The sequence below is a fragment of the Chitinophaga silvisoli genome, assembly GCF_003412465.1.
In the GTDB taxonomy this organism is placed as follows: Bacteria; Bacteroidota; Bacteroidia; order Chitinophagales; family Chitinophagaceae; genus Chitinophaga; species Chitinophaga silvisoli.
Window position 1 is genome coordinate 772,610 of the sequence record NZ_QTJV01000002.1, and the last position, 19,914, is coordinate 792,523.

Here is a 19,914-nt window from a genome sequence, read left to right on the forward strand (position 1 = left end):
GTTCGGATCCTGCGATTTAACTGTTAATTTTCTAACTCTTCAGGATTTGTACCAAATAATTATTAATATCCTTCGTTCTAAAAATAATTAGTAATTTTTTTGTTGTAACAACAAACTGTACATGCAGGAATCAATCCTCTCCAAACTGGAGGCCTCAAGAAGGGAGTTGCTCGACCTGGGACTGCGTAACCCTTTATTAAATTATCGCTTACCAGTTAGCCGTGGAGTTCATATCGATCAGGAAAAAAGTGCCAACGTCTATGAAGTGCTGGTAAAGCAAGGAAAGGCGATGACGTTTTTACCCAAACCAGGTAATAAAGAAAACAAGGAGAAAGCTGTTACCCCGGAAGATAATACAGCCGGTATGCTGGATGACCCCAATGCATTTTTGAAAGAAGAAGTATTGGTAACCCCACCCGCTACTGACGAAACAGGACTTCCGAAAGAAGAGCAAAAAGAAGGATCTACCGCACTACCCGAAACAGTCGTGTACGATACCCGTTTGCAAACTACCGAAGCCGCTGCTGCTTTACAAAACAGATTGCTCAATACTTATTATGCCGCACGTACCAGCCTGGAAGAACAAGGTGTGAATATCCTCTTCCTTACATTAGGTATGTTGCAATGGTATGAAAAGGATAATACCAAAGAAGCACGACAAGCTCCTTTAATACTCATACCAGTATCACTGGAAAGAAGTAGTGCACGCGAGAGATTTCGTTTGCGCTATACCGGTAGTGATGTAGAAATGAACCTGAGTTTACAAACAAAGATCAAAACTGACTTTGGAATTGTATTGCCAGATATGCCGGAAACGGATGAAATTTCTATCAACGATTACTTGCAGGAAATAGCAGATGCCGTATATGGTATGACGAAGTGGGAAGTGAAAATGGATGCTGTGGAACTAGGATTTTTCTCCTTCGGAAAATTGATGTTGTACCATGACCTGGATAGTGAAAACTGGCCTGACGATGAACAACCTGCCTTACATCCTGTATTGCAAAGCTTATTCGGTGGGGGATTCAGTGAAGGTGAATCTGCTGTAAGCGATGAAACATTTATAGATACTGAAACCAATGCACACGAAATGCATCAGGTAGTAGATGCAGATGGTTCACAACTGCTTGCCATGCTTGCTGTGCAGGAAGGAAAAAATCTTGTGATACAGGGACCGCCTGGTACAGGTAAATCACAGACCATCACCAACCTGATTGCAAACGCTATCGGCGAAGGAAAGAAAGTACTTTTCGTTGCAGAAAAAATGGCAGCGCTGGAAGTAGTGAAAAGAAGACTCGATACGATTCAACTCGGCGATGCATGTTTAGAATTGCATAGTCACAAAGCGAATAAAAAAGAACTGCACCAGGAACTGCGCCGCACACTGGAACTTGGTAAACCTGCTATCATGCAGCTGCAGCAGGAAGTTGCCTTATTACATGAGTACAGGCGTGAGTTGAATGATTATTGTTTAGCAGTGAATTCACCTGTTGGAAAAAGTGGAGTATCACCGCAGCAACTCATGGGCTATTTGTTGCAACTACAGGAAGCAGCAGGTGAACTAATTTTACCACGTATACCTATTCCGGATATTGCAAACTGGGATGCCAGCAATATGCAACGTGCAGAAAATATGGCAAACAGGATCACCGCAAGATTAGGTGAAACAGGTATGCCATCTGCATTATTATTCTGGGGTAGCCAGTTAACAATCTTAACACCTTCCGAACAGGAAAAATTAATTCCACTCATGCAGCACGCTGTTGAGACGATCAAAAGTCTGCAACATGAAAGTGCCATGATTGCTTCGCATGTAGGCATGCCGATGCCACTGAATAAGAAAGATACAATGGACCTTTCTTATGTGCTGCAGGTAGCAGCTGTAAGACCTGATCTATCAGGTGTGAATATTTCGAACGTTGCCTGGATGCAAAGAAAAGAAGATGTGAAGGAGCTGTTGCAAACAGGAAAAAGATTAGCACAAATACGGCAGGTATATGATTCTATTCTGATACCCGAAGCATGGGAACAAAATGTACTCGAGATCAGGCAAAATCTGTTAGCCTATGGCGAGAAGTGGTTCAAGTTTGCAATTGGTGATTACAATAGGAGTAATCGCCAGTTAGCTGCATTATGCAGGAACGGCGCACCTGCTGATGCTGCTGCAAAACTTGCATGTGTAGATGCAATCATGGAAGCAAAGCGATTGGATAAACAGGTGCAGGATTATGAAGTACTTGCTAAAGATCTGTTTGGTCAGCGCTGGCAAAAAGGATTGAGTAACTGGAATGAGCTGGAAGCTATTTCTAATTATTTAAGTGATGTACACAGGCAGGTTAGTATCGGTTCATGCGACAAAGTGATTCTCTCTTATCTCGAAAAAAATGAGCCGCAGGCGACAGCCAAACAGTACCTGGATACACTGTTAAAATATTTGCAGCTGCATGGAACTGCTATTGAACAAATAGTAACTGCAACTGCTTTCAATGAGCAAATTCGTTACAAAGAAATCACCCCGTTATTACAACGTTCATACGAAGACCAGATCGTATTGATGGAATCATGGATTGCAGGTTTGCCTGAAATTCATTTGATGATCTCATGGAATAACTTAGCATCATCTGCCATCAATGAAGGATTGGAATCTTTAATTGATGCAGTAGTGTATTGGCCGGAAGCACAGAAAGGTTTGACACCTGCTTTGCAGAAAACATGGTATGAATATTTGTATGAGCAGGCATTGGTGAAACATGCTGCACTGAGGAAATTTGAAAGAGCCAGTCATGAGTCGTCCGTGAAGCAGTTTGTAAAACTGGATACACTAAACCTGCAATACAATCGTGCACGGGCTGCATTGAAACACTATGATGGTATACCACCGTTAGATGCGGGTGGACAGGTAAATGTACTCCGTACTGAATTCAATAAAAAAGCAAGACATATGCCTATCCGAAAACTGATGCAGGTAGCGGGATTGGCGGTACAGGCTATCAAACCTGTATTCATGATGAGCCCATTGTCAATTGCTAATTTCTTACCACCGGGATCATTGCAGTTTGACCTGGTTATATTCGATGAGGCTTCGCAGGTAAGACCAGTGGATGCATTGGGTGCATTGCTGAGAGGTAAACAACTGGTAGTGGTAGGAGATAGTAAGCAGATGCCACCAGGTAGTTTCTTCGATTCATTACTGAAGGAAACTGATGATGAAGAAAATGTGACTGCCGATATGCCGAGCATTTTAGGTATGTGCGATGCACAGGGTGCACCACAACGCATGTTGCGATGGCATTATCGTAGTCGTCATGAATCACTGATCACATTATCAAACCAGGAGTTTTATGAAAATAAACTGGTGATCTTCCCAAGTCCTGGTGCGACGCATAAGATGGGATTGATCTATCATCACCTGAAAGATACAGTATACGATCGTGGTAAGACGCGTACAAATCCACAGGAAGCAAATGCGATTACAGAAGCAGTGATCCGGCATGCAAAAGAACATCCTGATTTGAGTTTAGGTGTGGTGGCATTTAGTACAGCACAAATGCAGGCGATACAGGAATCACTGGAAGCAGCGAGAAAGAAATTGCCTGAAGTGGAATCGTTTTTTAAAGCACATCCACATGAACCATTCTTTGTGAAGAACCTGGAGAATGTACAGGGTGATGAGCGTGATGTCATTTACATCAGTATAGGCTATGGTCGTACGGCTGATGGTTCAGTTAGTTTAGCTTTTGGTCCATTGAATAATGAAGGTGGTGAGAAGCGGTTGAACGTATTGATCACGCGTGCAAAACAAAGATGTGAAGTATTTACTAACCTTAGTGCTGATGATATAGATATGAATCGTACAGATAGTGAAGGTGTGAAGGCGCTGAAGAACTTTCTATACTTTGCACAGCATGGACAATTGTATACACCGTCTGCTGATGGATTGCCGGCTAAAGTTCCTTTTGAGGAAGAAGTAGCAAAGCATTTGCAGGAGGCAGGTTATACTGTGCATAAGCAGGTAGGTAGCAAAGGCTTCTTTATTGATCTGGCTATTTCTGATCCTGAACATCCGGGTAAGTATATAATAGGTATTGTGTGTGATGGGGAAGGGTATAATTCTGCGCGGTCTGCGAGAGACAGGGACAGACTGAGACAACAGGTGCTGGAAGATATGGGCTGGAACTTATATCATGTGTGGAGCACGGATTGGTTCAGACATCCTGCGAGAGAAATAAAGCGATTGCTTGCTGCGGTGGAACAGGCAAAAAAGAACGAAGTGATTCCTGAACCGGAACCGGAAGCAGCAGAAGATTTTACAATGGTGAGGGAGGAGGAAGATATGACGATGCCGGAACTGCCATTGTATGAAACTGCCATCTTACCGATGGAGATTTCTACGAAAGAATTGCATGCACATGGATTGGATAAACTAAGAAGCTGGTTGGAAAAAATAGTGCAGGTGGAAAGTCCGGTGCATACAGAGGAAGTAGCGAGGCGATTGATAGAAGCAGCAGGAGTGGCAAGAGTGGGTAGCCGTATACGTGAGACACTGAAGCAGGCGATATCCAGTGCAGAAGAGGGGGGAAGTATTGTAGTGAAAGATGCGTTTTTGTGGGATGCGAAAATGGAAGTGCCGGTGCTGAGAAGCAGGGCGAATATGCCAGCCACATCGCGGAAGCTGATGTATATAGCACCGGAGGAAATGAAGCTGGCAATAGAGAAGGTGGTGAGAGATGCGGTGGCGATTACAGAGGAGGCAGCAATACCATTAGTGGCGAAGCAATTAGGGTTTACCCGCGTTACAGAAGAATTGAAAGCGGAATTATCAACAGCTATAAAACAGGCGATTGAGGGGGGAGTGATTATGCAGGATGATGAATGGCTGAAAACAAATTAATACAAAAAAGGTGCGGCGAAGAGCCGCACCTTTTTACTTTTTTAATACAAGGTCTTCTCTCGCTGCCCAGGTATTGATATCCTGCTTACTCAGCGCTGCCGCCATCATATCAGGAAACTTGTCCGGCGTGCACGCAAACACTGGAATTCCCAAATTAGAAAGGAACTGTGCATTTTCATGATCATAATACGGCGCACCATCATCATTCAATGCAAGCAATACAATCACCTGTACACCAGCCGCCACCAGTTCAGCTGCGCGCTTACGCATACGGTCATTACTACCACCTTCAAATAAGTCGGTGATCAATACTAAAACAGTATCTGCAGGTCTGGTAATAATCTGCTGGCAATAATTCAGTGCTAACTGAATATCGGTACCACCACCCAACTGTACACCAAACAACAAATCAACAGGATCTTTCAACTCTTCGGTGAGATCTGCAACTGCGGTATCGAATACAACCATCTTTGTTTTGATAGCAGGAATGGATGCCATGACAGAACCAAAGATACCGGAGTATACGACGGATGTTCCCATAGAACCACTTTGATCCAGGCAAAGCACCACATCTTTTAAAGACGTGGTTTTGCGTCCGTACCCAATACGTGTTTCAGGAATAATAGTTTTATACTCAGGTTGATAGTGGCGCAGGTTTTTTAAGATGGTCGCATGCCAGTTGATCTCATTATGCTTAGGACGGCGATTACGGATACTGCGATGCAGGCTACCGGTGATCGCTTGTTGAGTAGGTTGAGTAAGTTTCTTTAATAACTCTTCTACTACACGGCGAACGACTTGTCTGGCAGTGTCTTTTGTTTTATCCGGAATAGCGTGGCGTAATGTTAATAAGGTGGCTACGAGGTGTACATCAGGTTCAACATTTTCCAGCATTTCTTTTTCAAAGAGCATCTGTGTGATGTTCAGTCTTTGCAAAGCATCACGTTGCATTACCTGTACGACAGATGCCGGGAAGAAGGTGCGTATGTCACCTAACCAACGGCTTACGTTAGGAGAGGAGGGGCCAAGGCCACCTTTCTTTTCACTATCGTAGAGTGCTTCGAGCGTCTGGTCCATTTTCAGTTCATTGCCGGCGAGGTTAAAGCCTGTGCCGTCGGCATCTTTACCACCGAGTACGAGCCGCCATTTATGTAAGTTGTCCATACAATTATCTTTTTTTGCTGAGAGCAAATCATTTCAACCGGATTGTTTATGATTTAATCCCCAGCATTTTCATTACAATTGGAATACCCTTCTCCGCTCTTTCTGTATCGAAATGTACTTCGACAGAAGCCGCCGCAGGTCCGCCACCTATGCCACTCTTAGCTTTCTCTCCCAGCTTCCTTCTCTCAGGTTTACTAAACCCTGAAAACGTTCTCCTCAATAAAGGCAGGAGTTGTGTAAACGTATCCTGTTCCAGCTGATTCATCCAGTTATTCACAACCGTCCACAAATCGTTATCCACCAATAATAAGGTACCACTCCCTTTCAGAAATCCTTCCAGCCATGCTGCGGCTACAGCAGGAGCATTGGCAGTAGACATGGCATAGCTGAATGCCTTCACTAATTCAGCACCTGTAATCTGTCTGTGATCGGATAATAAGCGGGTAGCATATCCTGCTATGACAGGAGCGGTGTTATTATTATGAGCGATATAAGATAATGTCTGTGTCCATTGTGCAGTCAGGTCATCCTGTTGTAATAATAGGATTGCATCGTTCATGTTGTAGAACAATTCTAATAACTGTAATGCAGCATCTTCTGCAAGACTTGTACAGGCAGCGGGTAAACTGATGCAGATACGCGTGATCATCCCATTGATGATACCTTCTACCAGTGCAGCGTCCGTTTTACGTACGTTTCCATATCTGCTGATCTGTACCAGGTTAGGTAATACCGTCATGAGCTGCATCACATCGCCGGTAGCGGCGGCCAGGTTATTGATCTGCTGAATCAATAAATCGATCGCGGCATCCAGTTCTGCAGGAATGGCGCTTTCCAGCAGGGTACATACTTCTTTCAGGTTGTCTGCTGCGTGTGCACGGTATTTCACATAGCTGTTAGTCGCTTCTTCGACAGTGTTCCCCCAGCTTCCTCTTTCGATGATATCAATAGATAAAGACGGATCCCATTGCAAGCGCCATTGTTCCTTGAAAGTACCTCTGCCGGATACATCGTAGCGATCTCCCCATTTAATACCTAACAATTCCAAACGATGTAAAAAGATGCTTCGTTCCAGGTCATTTTCCTTCCTGAGATCTAAGGTGTAATCTTTGAAATCGGCAGTCTGCGGTAAACGCAGTTTCTTTTGCAGCTTTTCGATATCTGTTTGTAAAGGAGGACGGGGTACGTCGATAGGTACTTCTCCGATCTTATCACTGACGATCAATGCTTTTTCAATCAGTTTGACGAGGATGTCTTCACCATTGCAAAGCACACTCAAGGTAGCTTCATTCAGTTCTTCCAATCCTGCTCTTGGCAATCTGCGCAGAGAGGCCAGTGCATTTGCCAGGCGAACAGCTTCCATTACATGCGCTACCGAGATATCTTTTTGTTGTTCCCTGAACAGTCTTGCTACGCGGGCCATCCATCTGGTACCATCATCAGTGGGATGATGCCACAGGTGTTCATACCATCCGGGGGAATTAATACCTGCACCATAACCACTGGTATAACTCAAACGGTTGTATGTCCATGGCACCCATGATACTGCTGTTTTAACTTTTGGCAATCCTTTCAGCAGATCATTGTCATCTTTTGCCTTCGGCATATGTGCCAATGCAGGGGCATGCCATGCACCGCATATTACAGCGATTTCTGTATACATTTCCTTTTCTGCCTGGCGGATGGTTTTACGCATCCATGCTTCACGCAGTTGTTCTTCCCTGTCATAGGGAAGTGGTAGGTCAGTGCGCAGGGCGTGCATGCCTTCGGTGATAGCATCGAAGACCTGCTCTTCATCCTGGCGGTATTCAAACTCATGTTCCCACCAGGTTTCTTCTTCCTCAAAGCCTGCGGCAGCGGCCAGCCATGCAATAGGATTTCTCCTGAGTGTTTCCGCATCGGGAATCACAACACTGTTATTCAAAGAGGAATCGGCAGCAGGTTGATGGCGCAGTTCAAACTGATGTGCCATTGGCAGGTCCATGAACTTAACGGGGATCTTATGCTTTCTGGCATAGAGAATTGCCTGCCATTCGGGGGAGAATTCCGAAAATGGATAGAACACTGCTTTCTTTGGATCGTCGGGTTGGAATACAAGGATGGCTACCGGAGGTTTCAGGTCATCATGTCCCACCCATTCCAGTATAACGTCAGCATCTGGCGGGCCTTCTACGAGCACGATGTCCGGTTTTATCTTTTCCAGGGCAGCGCGTACTCTCCTGGCAGAACCAGGGCCATGGTGCCGTATGCCCAGTATATGAATTGACATAATATGCGTTTACAGGTCCCGGAATGCCCGGTAAATATCTTTCCACTCATCTCTTGTTTTGATGACAGTCTCCAGGTATTCCTGCCATACGATTTTATCCTGCACAGGATCCTTGATCACTGCACCGATGATGCCTGCAGCCAGGTCTGCTGCTTTGATAGCACCATCCCCAAAATATGCTGCCATGGCCAGCCCGTTGTTTACTACAGAAATGGCTTCGGCAGTGCTCAGCGTGCCGCTTGGTATTTTGATCTTGGTCTTGCCGTCGGCAGTGATGCCGCTGCGCAGTTCACGGAAGATGGTCACAATGCGACGGATCTCTTCCAATGCCGGTTTCTCTGCCGGCAGGTCCATTACTTTCTCATAGCTTTCTACTCTTCTCTTCACGATGTCGATCTCTTCTTCCATGTTGTCCGGAACAGGTAGAATAACGGTATTAAAACGGCGTTTTAAGGCGCTGGAAAGATCGTTTACACCTTTGTCCCTATTGTTGGCTGTAGCAATGATATTGAAGCCTTTCTGAGCCATTACTTCACTGCTCAGTTCCGGTATAGGCAGTGTTTTTTCGGAGAGGATGGTGATAAGGGTATCCTGTACATCGGCACCGATACGGGTCAGCTCTTCGATACGGGCAATTTTACCATCTTTCATAGCACGCATTACAGGTGTTTCCACGATTGCCCCGGGGGTAGGACCTTCTGCCAGCAGACGGGCGTAGTTCCAGCCATAACGGATAGCTTCTTCACCGGTACCGGCAGTACCCTGTACAATCAGGGTTGAATCTCCGCTGATTGCAGCAGCCAGGTGTTCACTCACCCAGCTTTTGGCAGTACCAGGCAAACCATATAGGAGCAGTGCACGGTCGGTAGTCAGGGTGGCTACAGCGATCTCCATCAGGCGGCGGTTGCCAATGTATTTGGGTTGAATTTCAAATCCATTTTTCAGTGTACCACCCATGAGGTAAGTAACTACTGCCTGTGGGGATAATTTCCACATATAAGGACGCTTTTCAGTATCCTGCTTTTGCAGTTCTTCCAGTTCCTGAGCGAACAGTTGTTCGGCGTGTTGACGTAAAATGTTGGACATTTTTATCTGCTTAAAAAGGTGATCATTTTGTATTTGAGAAAGATTTATTGATCGCAGCCTTGCAGGTCAATAATCTTTTGATATGTTCGGTTGTATTCTTCCAGGTAGCCTGGTAGGCGGGGAGTTCAGGTGTAAAACTTTCCAGTTCGCCCGCGATTAGCAAGGGGATATTCTGTATCTGTTTATCAAAGAAATTACGGTTGTACTGGTAAGGATTTTTAGCGATCCATTTGAACAGTTCCCGGGTGATGGGCAGACCCCATTCATAATCTCTTTCACTAAGAATGCGGATGATGAATTGTGCTTCTTTTTCAAGGAATCTGAGAGCATAAGCTTCCATATCATGAACGGGTAATATTTTCATGGCATCCATGTAGAAGTCTTCACCTTCTTTTATTATCAACCGTAACCAGTCCAGGTCCCTGAAACGGCTGGCGGCCATACCTAATGCCTGTATGAATTTTTCTGTGAGCTCTGTATTATTAAAATAGGAAAGTACACCTTTCTTATCCGTTTGCAGATAATCTTCCCACCATGCAGGAGGTACATAAGCAGTGAGCTGATAGAGAATGAAAACATCATCATTTGTATTTTTTGAACTGCTTATTAACTGTATTCCTGAATCTGCAATTCTTTTATCAGAAGGCAATTGCAGGTGGATGTCCAGCGACTTTTTATTGAGCAATCCTTTTTTGGCAGGAGTGATGCTTTGTTTTAGTAACTGCCAGTAAGCCTGTGTAATAGATGATGTGGGTAACTGTTTGAGTAGTTCCCAGGTTTCATTTTTCACTTTGGTGCTTTTATCTGTGAGCAGTGTTTCCAGCCAGGGTACATCTTCTTCACTGGCATTGATCTTTAATACCTCCAGTAATTCAGCCCGGGTAGCTGCGTTTTCCTGTGACCATGTTTGGTGCAGCCACTCTCTGGCCTGTGCAGGATTTTCCTGCCTGATGGCAGCAAGCACCTGTTTGCGTTCTTCAAGTGCACCGGTTTGCCAGCGTTCTTCAGTGGTTTCTATCTTTTTGAAAGCCCATGCAGGATTGAGCTGGCCGAGCCATTCACCTCTTTTGCCACCAACAGTGAGGGCCAGGTTTCTCCATTGTTTTTCCTTGATGGCCATATCCATCAGGGTAGGAATGAATTCAGGAGGAGCGAGTTGCCGGGCGGCTGCGCAGGCTTCCATCCAATAGAGGATGAGTGCCTGTAAACCCATGTCGATAGCGGTTTGCAATGCCTGGCATGCAGCAGGACTGCAATAAGGCAATAGTTCGTCAGGAGCAGCTTCCAGGGTGACACTACTATCCTGTAGTGCGGTGACACCACTCTGGCGGTAATTAAGAGCAAGTGCGGCGAGGTGTAGAAACTGTGTTTCCACATCCAGTGATTTGTCTCCCAACACGGTATCAGCTATCGCGGATAAAGCAGGGGGTAGATCGTCTTTGCGCAGTTGTTTTTTGCCTGTACCTAACAGGACGGTGTTAACAATATTATTCCACATAAGTTTTGTCCCGCGATTACAATAGTTTATAAGAGCCGTTATGCCATGCGCCTAAAGGTTCATATTGTTGTTCTTTGCCCAGTATTGCCATGTTCAGTGGTTTTCCTCCACTGAGGGCGAGGAGTTTCCAGATGTTTGGATAGCCGGCTTTCAGAGGCATCAGTCTTTCTTCCCGATCCTTGAGCCACCATTGCAGGTTGTGTTGAACAGGGGTGAGTTGCTGTACGATGTAAGGTCTTTCACTGCGCACAGGCATCTGTTCGAAGAGTGCTGTTTCGGTAGCTGTGACCTGTGTCCATCCTTCCAAACCTGTTACTTCAGGCAGGGAGATATTGGATACAGGGTATTTGATGATGGCTCTGAGTGGTATGGGAGAAGGAAAGTAAACGAGTTCTCCCTGTAGTGCAATGCCGGGGGTGATGAGTACTTCAGGTCTTGTCTGGTTCCGGACATAGAATTGAAGTACCAGTGCCGATTGCCGGCTATGTTGCCCATAGAGCCAGTAGCGTTCAGTGGTGAGGTTTTCTTCTTCAGTCGTCTGTTTACTCAGCACCAGCCAGCTATCCTTAATACCAGTCTGTTGTTTGAGTGCTTCCTGGTTTTGTGTAAAGCCGATCAGGCTACGTAGTTCCTGTTGAAGAGGTTCATCTAAGTCAGCACTTTGCGTATAGCCTTGTACAACGAGATAGATGCGTAATAACTGGTCGAGAAAGGAGAGTTGCCAGCCTTCGCTATAGAAGTTTGTTTCGCCCAGTGCGCGCACCATTCCTGCGAGGCCGGAGGCTTGTGCATCGACCATTCTTCTCGCCATATTTTCCCAGTAGGCATCGCCTTTTTCAGGGATCTGCAGGAGGCCATTGCGCACGATGTCTTTCATCCAGAGCATGAGTTCTGTGATGCCATCGGCTACTTTTTGCTGGCGTGCCTGTAGTCTTTTTGCCTGTGCGTTTTCGTCTACGGGTTTATCTGATTTTTCGACTTTCTTTTCAGCGCGTTTGGATAGCCAATCACTCACCCATGCAGGAGGAGTATTGTCCGTGAAGGTATCTTTCTGACGGGCATAAAGTAGCATGAGTCCTATACCATGTTTGCAGGGGAACTTGCGACTGGGGCAGCTGCATTTGAATGCTACGTTTATGATGTCTACCTGGGTTTGATACGGCTTGCTGCCGCTGCCCTGGCATTCCCCCCATAAGGCATCAGTGTTGGCACCTTTGCTTACCCATTTTCCCGGACTGGCCAGTGCGGATCCCGCTTTACGGGAAGCGTCATCCGGGGCTAAACCTATTACATGTTCTTCTGTCAGGAGCAATGGAGTAGATATTATGATTATACAAAAATGAGCGAATACAGCCGGATATAAATTATTGTGATATACACCAGCAGGATAACAGCATTCAGTACCAGCAGCCAGTTGAAATCAATAACGGTGTATTTCTTTTTGATCACCAGCACGATCAGGGTAAGCAGACCTGCAAAGAGCAGTGCAGGGGCTATCAGTGTCATTTTATTAGGGATGACGAAGTGTGCGTTTTCCAGTCTTTTACTCCAGGGTTGTTCACCTGTGATAAAAGGGAGTGCGCCTACAAAAACGATGATGACAAATAAACGGATGGCCGACTTTGCTGCAATTTTACTGATCTTAAGAGCCCTTGTTTCCTTTTCCATGATTGATTAATTAGTGGTCACTAAGTTCGGGATTTAGTATTTAAAATCAATAGCCAATGGATAAGCGTTCCCACTAATAAGCTCAGTACGCTGAGGATGGTCATCAGGATATTTTCCTGAGCGAAGCCACCGATGAATAGCCAGCAGAAAAAATAGAGGTGAAACCAGGCAGGAACGAGCCAGGTGATGAAGGGTAGGTTGAGTGGATGTCGTTTCATTTTATAGATCTCAATTGCTGTTAGTATTGCAAAGAAAAGGAGGGTAAATACTAACTTATCTGCGCTCAGGATATTAAAATGATTTTTTAGGAAAAAAGATATGGGGAAGAGGGTGACGTACAAGGCGACTTGTGAAATGAGAATGGCAAGGATGGGAATCGCTGCTTTCCAGATGCGGGTCTTTTCGAGATAGCGGGAAAAGAGGGAGTAGAAGAATACAACACATAGCCAGCCGTAGAAATTACCCCAGGGTACGCCGAAGTATTGGGCGCTGAGGGCAACGGATGGATTGATGATCGTTTCCCAGTTCCAGTGCCACATATGGAGGCGGTAGGCCACTACATCCATGCTCCAGTCTATGCTTAAAGCGAGTAATGCTTCCATGGCGGCTGCGGGCCAGCTGCGCATATGCATGCTTTCGGTGATGAGGCGGGAGGTATACATGATGATGCCCCAGCCTGCGCCGATACCTACAGGGATATCGCGGATCATGAGGAGGAAGTGGCCGTAGCGGTAGCCGGCATTAGCCCTGACGTTTATGTATTCAAGGAGGAGGCCAAAGCCGAAGCCGCCGAGGAGGTAAGCAAGTTTGGAAATGCCTTGTTTCCAGGCATGGTATAAACATAGGAGAAAGAGAATGTACATGCATATCTCGGTAAGGGGATAGCAGAAAGCAGGGGGATAGCCGTAAGGCATATCGGCGAATGGACGATTCATTTTTATGGGATTTGAAATGGCCTGCGGCAGTAAGAAAGAATCATATTGTCCGGCTGTAGCCTGGCAGAGAAACTCCTTTAGCAGCAGAACGAATTATAGTTCTCTATTCATATAAGAAGTCTTCCTGGTATCCCTCAAAAATACATACACCAACAATGAAACAAACACGCACACCGTGACATACCAATAATACCATGACTCATGGCCGATATTCTTACAATAAAGTGCAATATACTCCGCTGTACCTCCAAAGATCGCCACCGTCAAGGCATAAGGCAAACCCACACCCAATGCCCGGACCTGCGAAGGAAACAACTCAGCCTTCACCACTGCATTAATAGAAGTATACCCACTTACAATCAGCAGGGCAGTTAATAATAAAAGAAACGCTGTGGTCTCCGTGCTGGCATGGCTCACCGCAGTCAGGATAGGTACTGTAAATAAGGTACCGGCTACCCCGAAAGTAATCAGCAATGGTTTGCGTCCTATCTTATCACTCAGCCATCCACAGAGAGGTTGTATACATGCATAAATAAGCATGAGCCAGAAGGTAAGCACAGTAGATCTCTCCTTGGTAAGATGTACGGTATTCACCAGGAACTTCTGCATATATGTCGTGTAAGTATAGAAGGCGAGGGTACCACCCATTGTTAAGCCTACTACAGTCAGGATAGCTCTGGGATGTTCATTGAATAATACTTTTAGCGAACCCCGTTTTTCATCGCCTTTCTTCACAGAAATAGTTTCCTCCATATGGCGGCGGATGATGAGTGCAAAGAGGGAGAGGAGGGCACCGATTACAAAGGGAATCCGCCATCCCCAGGCATGCAGCTGATCAGGTGTGAGAAATACTTTCTGCAATATTAACTGCACTCCCAGTGCAATGAGTTGACCACCTATAAGGGTTACGTATTGAAAGCTGGAATAAAAACCTCTTTTATCGGGAGTAGAGATTTCACTCAGGTAGGTAGCAGATGTACCGTATTCACCCCCTACACTCAGGCCTTGCAGTAAGCGGGCCAATAACAATAATATGGGGGAAAATAAACCGGCAGTCTGATAAGTAGGAGCTACCGCAATCATAAGACTCCCCAGCGACATCAGCAACACAGATAATGTCATGGCCGTTTTGCGACCTGTACGATCAGCTATGGTACCAAAGAGCCAGCCACCAACCGGGCGCATGAGGAAACCAACGGCAAAGATGGCTGCCGTATCCAGTAGCTGAGCAGTAGGATTCCCTTTGGGAAAAAAGGAAGGAGCAAAGTAAATTGCAAAGGCAGCATAGGCATACCAATCGTACCATTCGACGAGGTTGCCGACAGAACCGGTGAAGATAGCCCTGATACGAAGAAGTGTGGTCATTGATCCCTTGTGCGAGTCGATAATCATAATGAGGTCTAAGGTGGATCGTAAAAATAAGGCTTATATTGCTGTACACTAGCATTAAATTTCTAAAGAGTCATACAATGGATGCAATCACAAAAGCGAAGAAAGCTGCCGGCGAAAAAGCTGCTGCTTTGGTACAACCAGGGATGCTGGTAGGATTGGGTACAGGATCTACCGCTTACTGGGCGATCGAAAAGATCGGTCAGATGGTAAAGGAGGGATTGAATATCCAGGCAGTGGCAACTTCCATTGCTTCGGAAAAGCAGGCGTTGGCACTGGGGATCCCCATTACCTCATTCAGCGAGATCCAGCAGCTGGACCTGGACATTGATGGGGCAGACGAAATCAGTGAAGAAGGGCAACTGATAAAAGGCGGCGGTGGTTCCCTGCTCCGGGAAAAGATTGTGGCACTGGCCAGCAGGCACCGTGTGATAGTAGGTGACGAAAGAAAATATGTAAAGACGCTTGGGAAGTTTCCATTACCGATAGAAGTTGTACCTTTTGGCTGGGAGCTGGTATTCAAAACACTACAGGCCCTGCAGGGACATCCTACACTCAGAACGAAAGACGATCAGCCTTATATTACGGACAACAGCAATTACATTATCGATTGTTCATTTGGCGTAATCCGTGAACCGGAGCAGCTGCATCAACAATTAAAAACACTAACCGGCGTTGTAGAGACGGGCCTGTTCCTGAATCTGAAACCTACAGTGATCATTGCCTATGAAAACGGAGACGTAAAAACCATCTGAGGTGATTGAGCATCAGACCTATTGAAAAACCTGCATCTTTATGTTATACACAACTATTGTCGCTATCTGGCTGGCTTCAGAGATTTTTCTGAACCGCATTTTTCGTTCCGGACCACAGGAAAGACAGAAAGCAGACAGAAAATCGTTGCTCTGGATTTGGGTGACGATTATGGCTACGCTGCCGCTGGGATCTTATGTAGCGGAACATACAGCAGCCCCGATCGTGAATTATGCTTATTTTTCTAAGTTTGGAATAGCGCTGATTGTAATAGGTATGATGTTCCGGTTTTATTCGATCTATACGCTGGGGCATTACTTTACGGTAGATGTATCTATCCGGGAGGATCATCAGATCATACAGCATGGTGTGTATAAATATTTGCGGCATCCATCATACCTGGGCTCGTTGATTTCATTTGTAGGGAATGGCATTGCAATGAATAATCACATTGCATTTCTGATCACGGTATTGCCTGTCACCGGCGCGTTTTTGTATAGGATGTATGTAGAGGAACGGGTGTTGATAAATAACTTCGGAGAGGAGTATTTACAGTATAAAAAGAGGACATGGCGGCTGATACCGTTTGTGTTTTAAAAAACTAAAAGATTATGAGCTATACTACTTTCATTCAGCCGAAAGAGGCCCTTGAAAATTTGCACGACCCTAACTTCCTGTTTGTTGATTGCAGCTATTCGCTGGCTGATAAAAAATGGGGTGTAGAAGAATATAAAAAAGCACACATTCCGGGCGCAGTATATGCAGACCTGCATTACGACCTGTCAGGAGAAATAATAGCAGGGAAAACCAGCCGTCATCCATTGCCAAAGAAAGATGCTTTGGTAAAGACTTTTTCTAAACTGGGTATTGACGAAAATGTGCAGGTAGTGGTTTATGATGCCACAGCCGGTTTCATGGCTGCGGCCAGGATGTGGTGGTTGCTGCGCTGGGCAGGGCATGAAAAGGTAGCTGTGTTGAATGGAGGAAAAGGTGTGTGGGCAGCGCAGGGTTATCCTCTAACTGCTGATATTATGCCGCTGCAGCCAAAGCAGTTTGTAGCCCATTTTAATGATAGTATGCTGGCATCAGTGAATGAAGTCATGGCATCTATCGAAGCAGGTAATACCTGCCTGGTAGATAGCAGAACAGCTGACAGATATGCGGGACAGAATGAAACGATCGATCCGGTAGCGGGGCATATTCCAACGGCTATTTCCAAACCTTTCAATGCACAGATAGGTGCAGAAGGGGTGGCTGCGCCTTCCGTGTATAAAGAACATTTCAAAGAAGAATTTGCAAAGGGGAATGTCGTATTTTATTGCGGCTCTGGAGTAACGGCAGCTTACAATGTACTGTTGTCAGTATATGCCGGCTATCCTGTACCTAAACTGTATGCAGGATCATGGAGTGAGTGGATCACGGATCCTGCACGGCCGGTAGCATAATCAAATCAAACGGGGATGGGACTCAATTGGGATTTTGATACGGGAAGGAATGCATCCTGTACCGGGGAAAAAACAAAAGAGGCTCTACCAACAAACTAAATTTATGGTCATTATCGCGAAGATCTTTGTAGCACTTGTCGCGCTGGAGCATTTGTATATCCTGTGGATGGAAATGTTTGCCTGGGAAACTGCGGGTAAACGAACTTTCAAACAACTGCCTCCGGAGCTGTTTAAGCCTACAAAAGGACTGGCTGCCAACCAGGGATTGTACAATGGTTTCCTGTCAGCAGGCCTGATCTGGTCTTTTTTTATCAGTGATCCTGCATGGCAGAAAAATATAGCCGTGTTCTTTCTGAGTTGTGTGGTGATAGCAGGTGTTTTCGGAGCCCTTACTGCTGCGAAGAAGATCTTCTTTGTACAGGGGCTGCCGGCATTGATCGGATTGGTGCTGACTTTATTGGCGTAATAAGTGTTGTCTCATTTTTGCATTTAATGAAGCCGGCCGCAGGCCTGAACGAAATTCCCGTGTGGGGATTTGGGCGTTTTTTTGAAAGGAATAGGATACACTACCGGGTAAAAATGTATTTTTGGTGTCACTATGAAGAATGTAAGCAAAGATTTCAATCCGACCATCAATCAGTCGTTCTACATAACTCGTAATCTGTTGATCACGAACCTGAAAAAGCATTTCAACGTGCTTCATGGCCGTATGTTGGACTTTGGTTGCGGTAGTAAGCCTTATAAGACCCTTATTAACGTAGATGAATATATAGGTGTAGATTTCCAGGGAGAGGGGCATAGCCATGAGAACGAGCAGATAGATGTGTTTTATGACGGGCTGACATTGCCGCTGGAAGACAATTCGTTTGATAGCGTATTGTCCACGGAGGTGTTTGAGCATGTGTTCAACCTGGAAGATATGATTTCTGAGCTGCACAGGGTGATGAAACCTGGAGGGACCATATTGATCACCATGCCGTTCCTGATCGCTGAGCACGAGGCACCGAACGATTGCAGCCGTTATACTTCATTTGGCTTAAAGAGTTTGCTGGAGCGTAAAGGATTTGAAATCGTGTATTACGAAAAGCTGGGTACTTCAGTACAGACACAGGCGCAGATCAGGATGTCGTATATGGATAGTTCTATTCTGTCCAAGTTCAACTTCTTCCCGCCGCTGAGGAAGCTGGTGACAAACATTACGATCTCCCTGATGAATATCTGGGTAATGTTCCTGAATGCGATACTGCCAAAGCGATATGATGCCTTCCTGAATCACATTGTGATATGTAAGAAGAAATAAACTACTGATATAAGGGCCATCTGCAAAGGTGGCCTTTTTAAATTTTAATGGACTATGCATTGTTTGTAGCTCCTTGTCGATTTTAAGAAATGAAATATGAGTTTGTACCCTATGCGCTGATTGCAGATCGCTCTGATCTGGTACACGACAGGAACCCGAAATTTCCCGGATATTTAAGAGGTCACTTTCCGGATGATATACGGATGTCGCTGGCGAATATAGCGATGGTATTATCAAAAGGATCACTATTACATTTCTCCGGAAGAAGTTGTTGATGCCTGGCTGAATGCATTCAGGCGAGATCCGTACCTGGGGGATAGCTGGCATGTGTACAAATTGCTGGGTGAAAGTATGGCGGCACCAGGGGCACATTAGAGGGGGGGCTAATGCAGGAGTTAGGGAAGGGGTTAATAGTGGGATTAGAGAATGGGGTGTATAGCGCAGATTATTTAAGGAAAGTTGATGTTTTGGTAGCGGTGAGGTTTGGATATAGAAGAGTCGAACAAGCGTCGAAGAAGCATCGAAGAAGACGTGGACTTAAGGTGGAAAAAAAAAAAGCGACTACTTTCGTAATCGCTTTTTCTTTTTTGTGGTGAGGGCCGGAATCGAACCGGCGACACAAGGATTTTCAGTCCTTTGCTCTACCAACTGAGCTACCACACCAACTCTTTACTCACATCCTTCTCTCGAAGGGAGTGCAAAGATAACAAAATATGAATTTAAAATCCAAATATTATTCTAAGAAATTATTGCAGTTGCACGAATTTCCTCCAGAATGCCTGTCCACAGTGCATTCCGCTGCTCCAATGCTTCGCGGCAGGCGCTGGCAGCTTCTTCCCATTTGAGTGTATCAGTACCACAAAGCTCCTCTACCATCTCCATTCCGAGGTGACTATGATGATCACCATCCACTTCGATATGACGTTCCAGGTAGTACTTGAACAGGCTGATCTGTCCGGGGAACTGCTTGTCCAGATCGTTTACCAGTGCTACGAACATATCAGGAATAAGGTCTTCACGGCCAAAGGTGAAAACAGCCGCCTGCACATGGATCGGTGCATTTTCGATCAGGTCGAAAGTATGTTGTACAAATGCTTTGGCGGCAGGGGGGAAGGTGTTAAAGATATCGGTCAGGGCTACACCTTTTTGCAGGGACAGCAGGGCATTCTCCATCACTGAAGTATCTGCGCCAACTTGTTTCATTGCATCCAGGTATAATTCAAAATGGCTGACACGCTTACCATCAGGATCGATATCACTCTCTTCGCCTGTTACGATTTCATTGATCAGAAAGCGGGTAGCCGCACTACCTACGGGTACCCATGGCAGGTTGGTGCAGGTAAGTTTGCGTTGCAAGGATTTTAAAAGTGACATGAAATCCCATACGGCGAAGATATGGTACTGCATGAATGACCGGATGTCTTCCATGCGTTGCATTTCATGATATAGCGGGTGCTGAATAATCTTTTCCCTTACAGGAGCAATAGCTGCTCTGATCGAATCCTGTCCCATGGTT

16 protein-coding genes and 1 tRNA gene are annotated in these 19,914 nt (G+C 45.5%); 7 read left to right on the plus strand and 10 right to left on the minus strand.

The window, feature by feature from the left end:
- The first annotated feature begins 121 nt into the window (after positions 1 to 121).
- Positions 122 to 4,891, plus strand: coding sequence for a DUF3320 domain-containing protein (locus DXN04_RS09325; RefSeq protein ID WP_116853062.1), 4,770 nt, complete (start codon positions 122 to 124; stop codon positions 4,889 to 4,891).
- Between the two features lie 33 nt (positions 4,892 to 4,924).
- On the opposite strand, the gene DXN04_RS09330 is transcribed toward DXN04_RS09325, so the two are convergent.
- The 8 genes from DXN04_RS09330 to DXN04_RS09365 all read right to left on the minus strand — a co-directional run bounded on the left by DXN04_RS09330 (position 4,925) and on the right by DXN04_RS09365 (position 14,876).
- Positions 4,925 to 6,055, minus strand: coding sequence for a vWA domain-containing protein (locus DXN04_RS09330; protein ID WP_116853063.1), 1,131 nt, complete (start codon positions 6,053 to 6,055; stop codon positions 4,925 to 4,927).
- Positions 6,056 to 6,101: 46 nt separating this feature from the next.
- Positions 6,102 to 8,324: a DUF5682 family protein gene (locus DXN04_RS09335; RefSeq protein WP_116853064.1), complete on the minus strand. Its 2,223-nt coding sequence runs from the start codon at positions 8,322 to 8,324 to the stop codon at positions 6,102 to 6,104.
- A 9-nt stretch (positions 8,325 to 8,333) separates the two neighbouring features.
- Positions 8,334 to 9,410, minus strand: coding sequence for an ATP-binding protein (locus DXN04_RS09340; protein WP_116853065.1), 1,077 nt, complete (start codon positions 9,408 to 9,410; stop codon positions 8,334 to 8,336).
- A gap of 22 nt (positions 9,411 to 9,432) precedes the next feature.
- Positions 9,433 to 10,908, minus strand: coding sequence for a DUF5691 domain-containing protein (locus tag DXN04_RS09345; RefSeq protein WP_116853066.1), 1,476 nt, complete (start codon positions 10,906 to 10,908; stop codon positions 9,433 to 9,435).
- Between the two features lie 16 nt (positions 10,909 to 10,924).
- Positions 10,925 to 12,220, minus strand: a complete 1,296-nt coding sequence (locus DXN04_RS09350) for an SWIM zinc finger family protein (protein ID WP_116853067.1) — start codon at positions 12,218 to 12,220, stop codon at positions 10,925 to 10,927.
- Positions 12,221 to 12,237: 17 nt separating this feature from the next.
- The gene (locus DXN04_RS09355; protein ID WP_116853068.1) at positions 12,238 to 12,576 is read right to left on the minus strand and encodes a hypothetical protein; all 339 of its coding nucleotides are present in this window, start codon (positions 12,574 to 12,576) and stop codon (positions 12,238 to 12,240) included.
- Between the two features lie 20 nt (positions 12,577 to 12,596).
- Positions 12,597 to 13,511 carry a carotenoid biosynthesis protein gene (locus DXN04_RS09360; protein ID WP_116853069.1) on the minus strand — a complete coding sequence of 305 codons (915 nt, stop codon included), beginning with the start codon at positions 13,509 to 13,511 and terminating at the stop codon, positions 12,597 to 12,599.
- A gap of 93 nt (positions 13,512 to 13,604) precedes the next feature.
- Positions 13,605 to 14,876 (minus strand): MFS transporter, encoded by a 1,272-nt coding sequence (locus tag DXN04_RS09365; RefSeq protein WP_116853070.1) that lies wholly within the window; start codon positions 14,874 to 14,876, stop codon positions 13,605 to 13,607.
- Between the two features lie 104 nt (positions 14,877 to 14,980).
- On the opposite strand from DXN04_RS09365, the gene rpiA reads away from it, so the two are divergent.
- The 6 genes from rpiA to DXN04_RS34525 all read left to right on the plus strand — a co-directional run bounded on the left by rpiA (position 14,981) and on the right by DXN04_RS34525 (position 18,673).
- Positions 14,981 to 15,655 (plus strand): ribose-5-phosphate isomerase RpiA, encoded by a 675-nt coding sequence (gene rpiA, locus DXN04_RS09370; protein WP_116853071.1) that lies wholly within the window; start codon positions 14,981 to 14,983, stop codon positions 15,653 to 15,655.
- A gap of 40 nt (positions 15,656 to 15,695) precedes the next feature.
- Positions 15,696 to 16,250 carry a methyltransferase family protein gene (locus DXN04_RS09375; protein WP_116853072.1) on the plus strand — a complete coding sequence of 185 codons (555 nt, stop codon included), beginning with the start codon at positions 15,696 to 15,698 and terminating at the stop codon, positions 16,248 to 16,250.
- 14 nt (positions 16,251 to 16,264) lie between these two features.
- A complete protein-coding gene (locus DXN04_RS09380; RefSeq protein WP_116853073.1) occupies positions 16,265 to 17,098 on the plus strand; it encodes a sulfurtransferase in 834 nt (277 codons plus the stop codon).
- Between the two features lie 103 nt (positions 17,099 to 17,201).
- Positions 17,202 to 17,564, plus strand: coding sequence for a DUF1304 domain-containing protein (locus tag DXN04_RS09385; protein WP_116853399.1), 363 nt, complete (start codon positions 17,202 to 17,204; stop codon positions 17,562 to 17,564).
- 132 nt (positions 17,565 to 17,696) lie between these two features.
- Complete coding sequence (locus tag DXN04_RS09390) at positions 17,697 to 18,398, plus strand: class I SAM-dependent methyltransferase (protein ID WP_116853074.1); 702 nt, start codon at positions 17,697 to 17,699, stop codon at positions 18,396 to 18,398.
- Positions 18,399 to 18,487: 89 nt separating this feature from the next.
- Positions 18,488 to 18,673 (plus strand): hypothetical protein, encoded by a 186-nt coding sequence (locus DXN04_RS34525; protein ID WP_147319883.1) that lies wholly within the window; start codon positions 18,488 to 18,490, stop codon positions 18,671 to 18,673.
- A gap of 315 nt (positions 18,674 to 18,988) precedes the next feature.
- Here DXN04_RS34525 and DXN04_RS09400 read toward each other — a convergent pair.
- Positions 18,989 to 19,061, minus strand: a tRNA-Phe gene (locus DXN04_RS09400).
- Between the two features lie 75 nt (positions 19,062 to 19,136).
- The gene (locus DXN04_RS09405; protein ID WP_116853076.1) at positions 19,137 to 19,910 is read right to left on the minus strand and encodes a DUF3050 domain-containing protein; all 774 of its coding nucleotides are present in this window, start codon (positions 19,908 to 19,910) and stop codon (positions 19,137 to 19,139) included.
- Between the last annotated feature and the right edge of the window lie 4 nt (positions 19,911 to 19,914).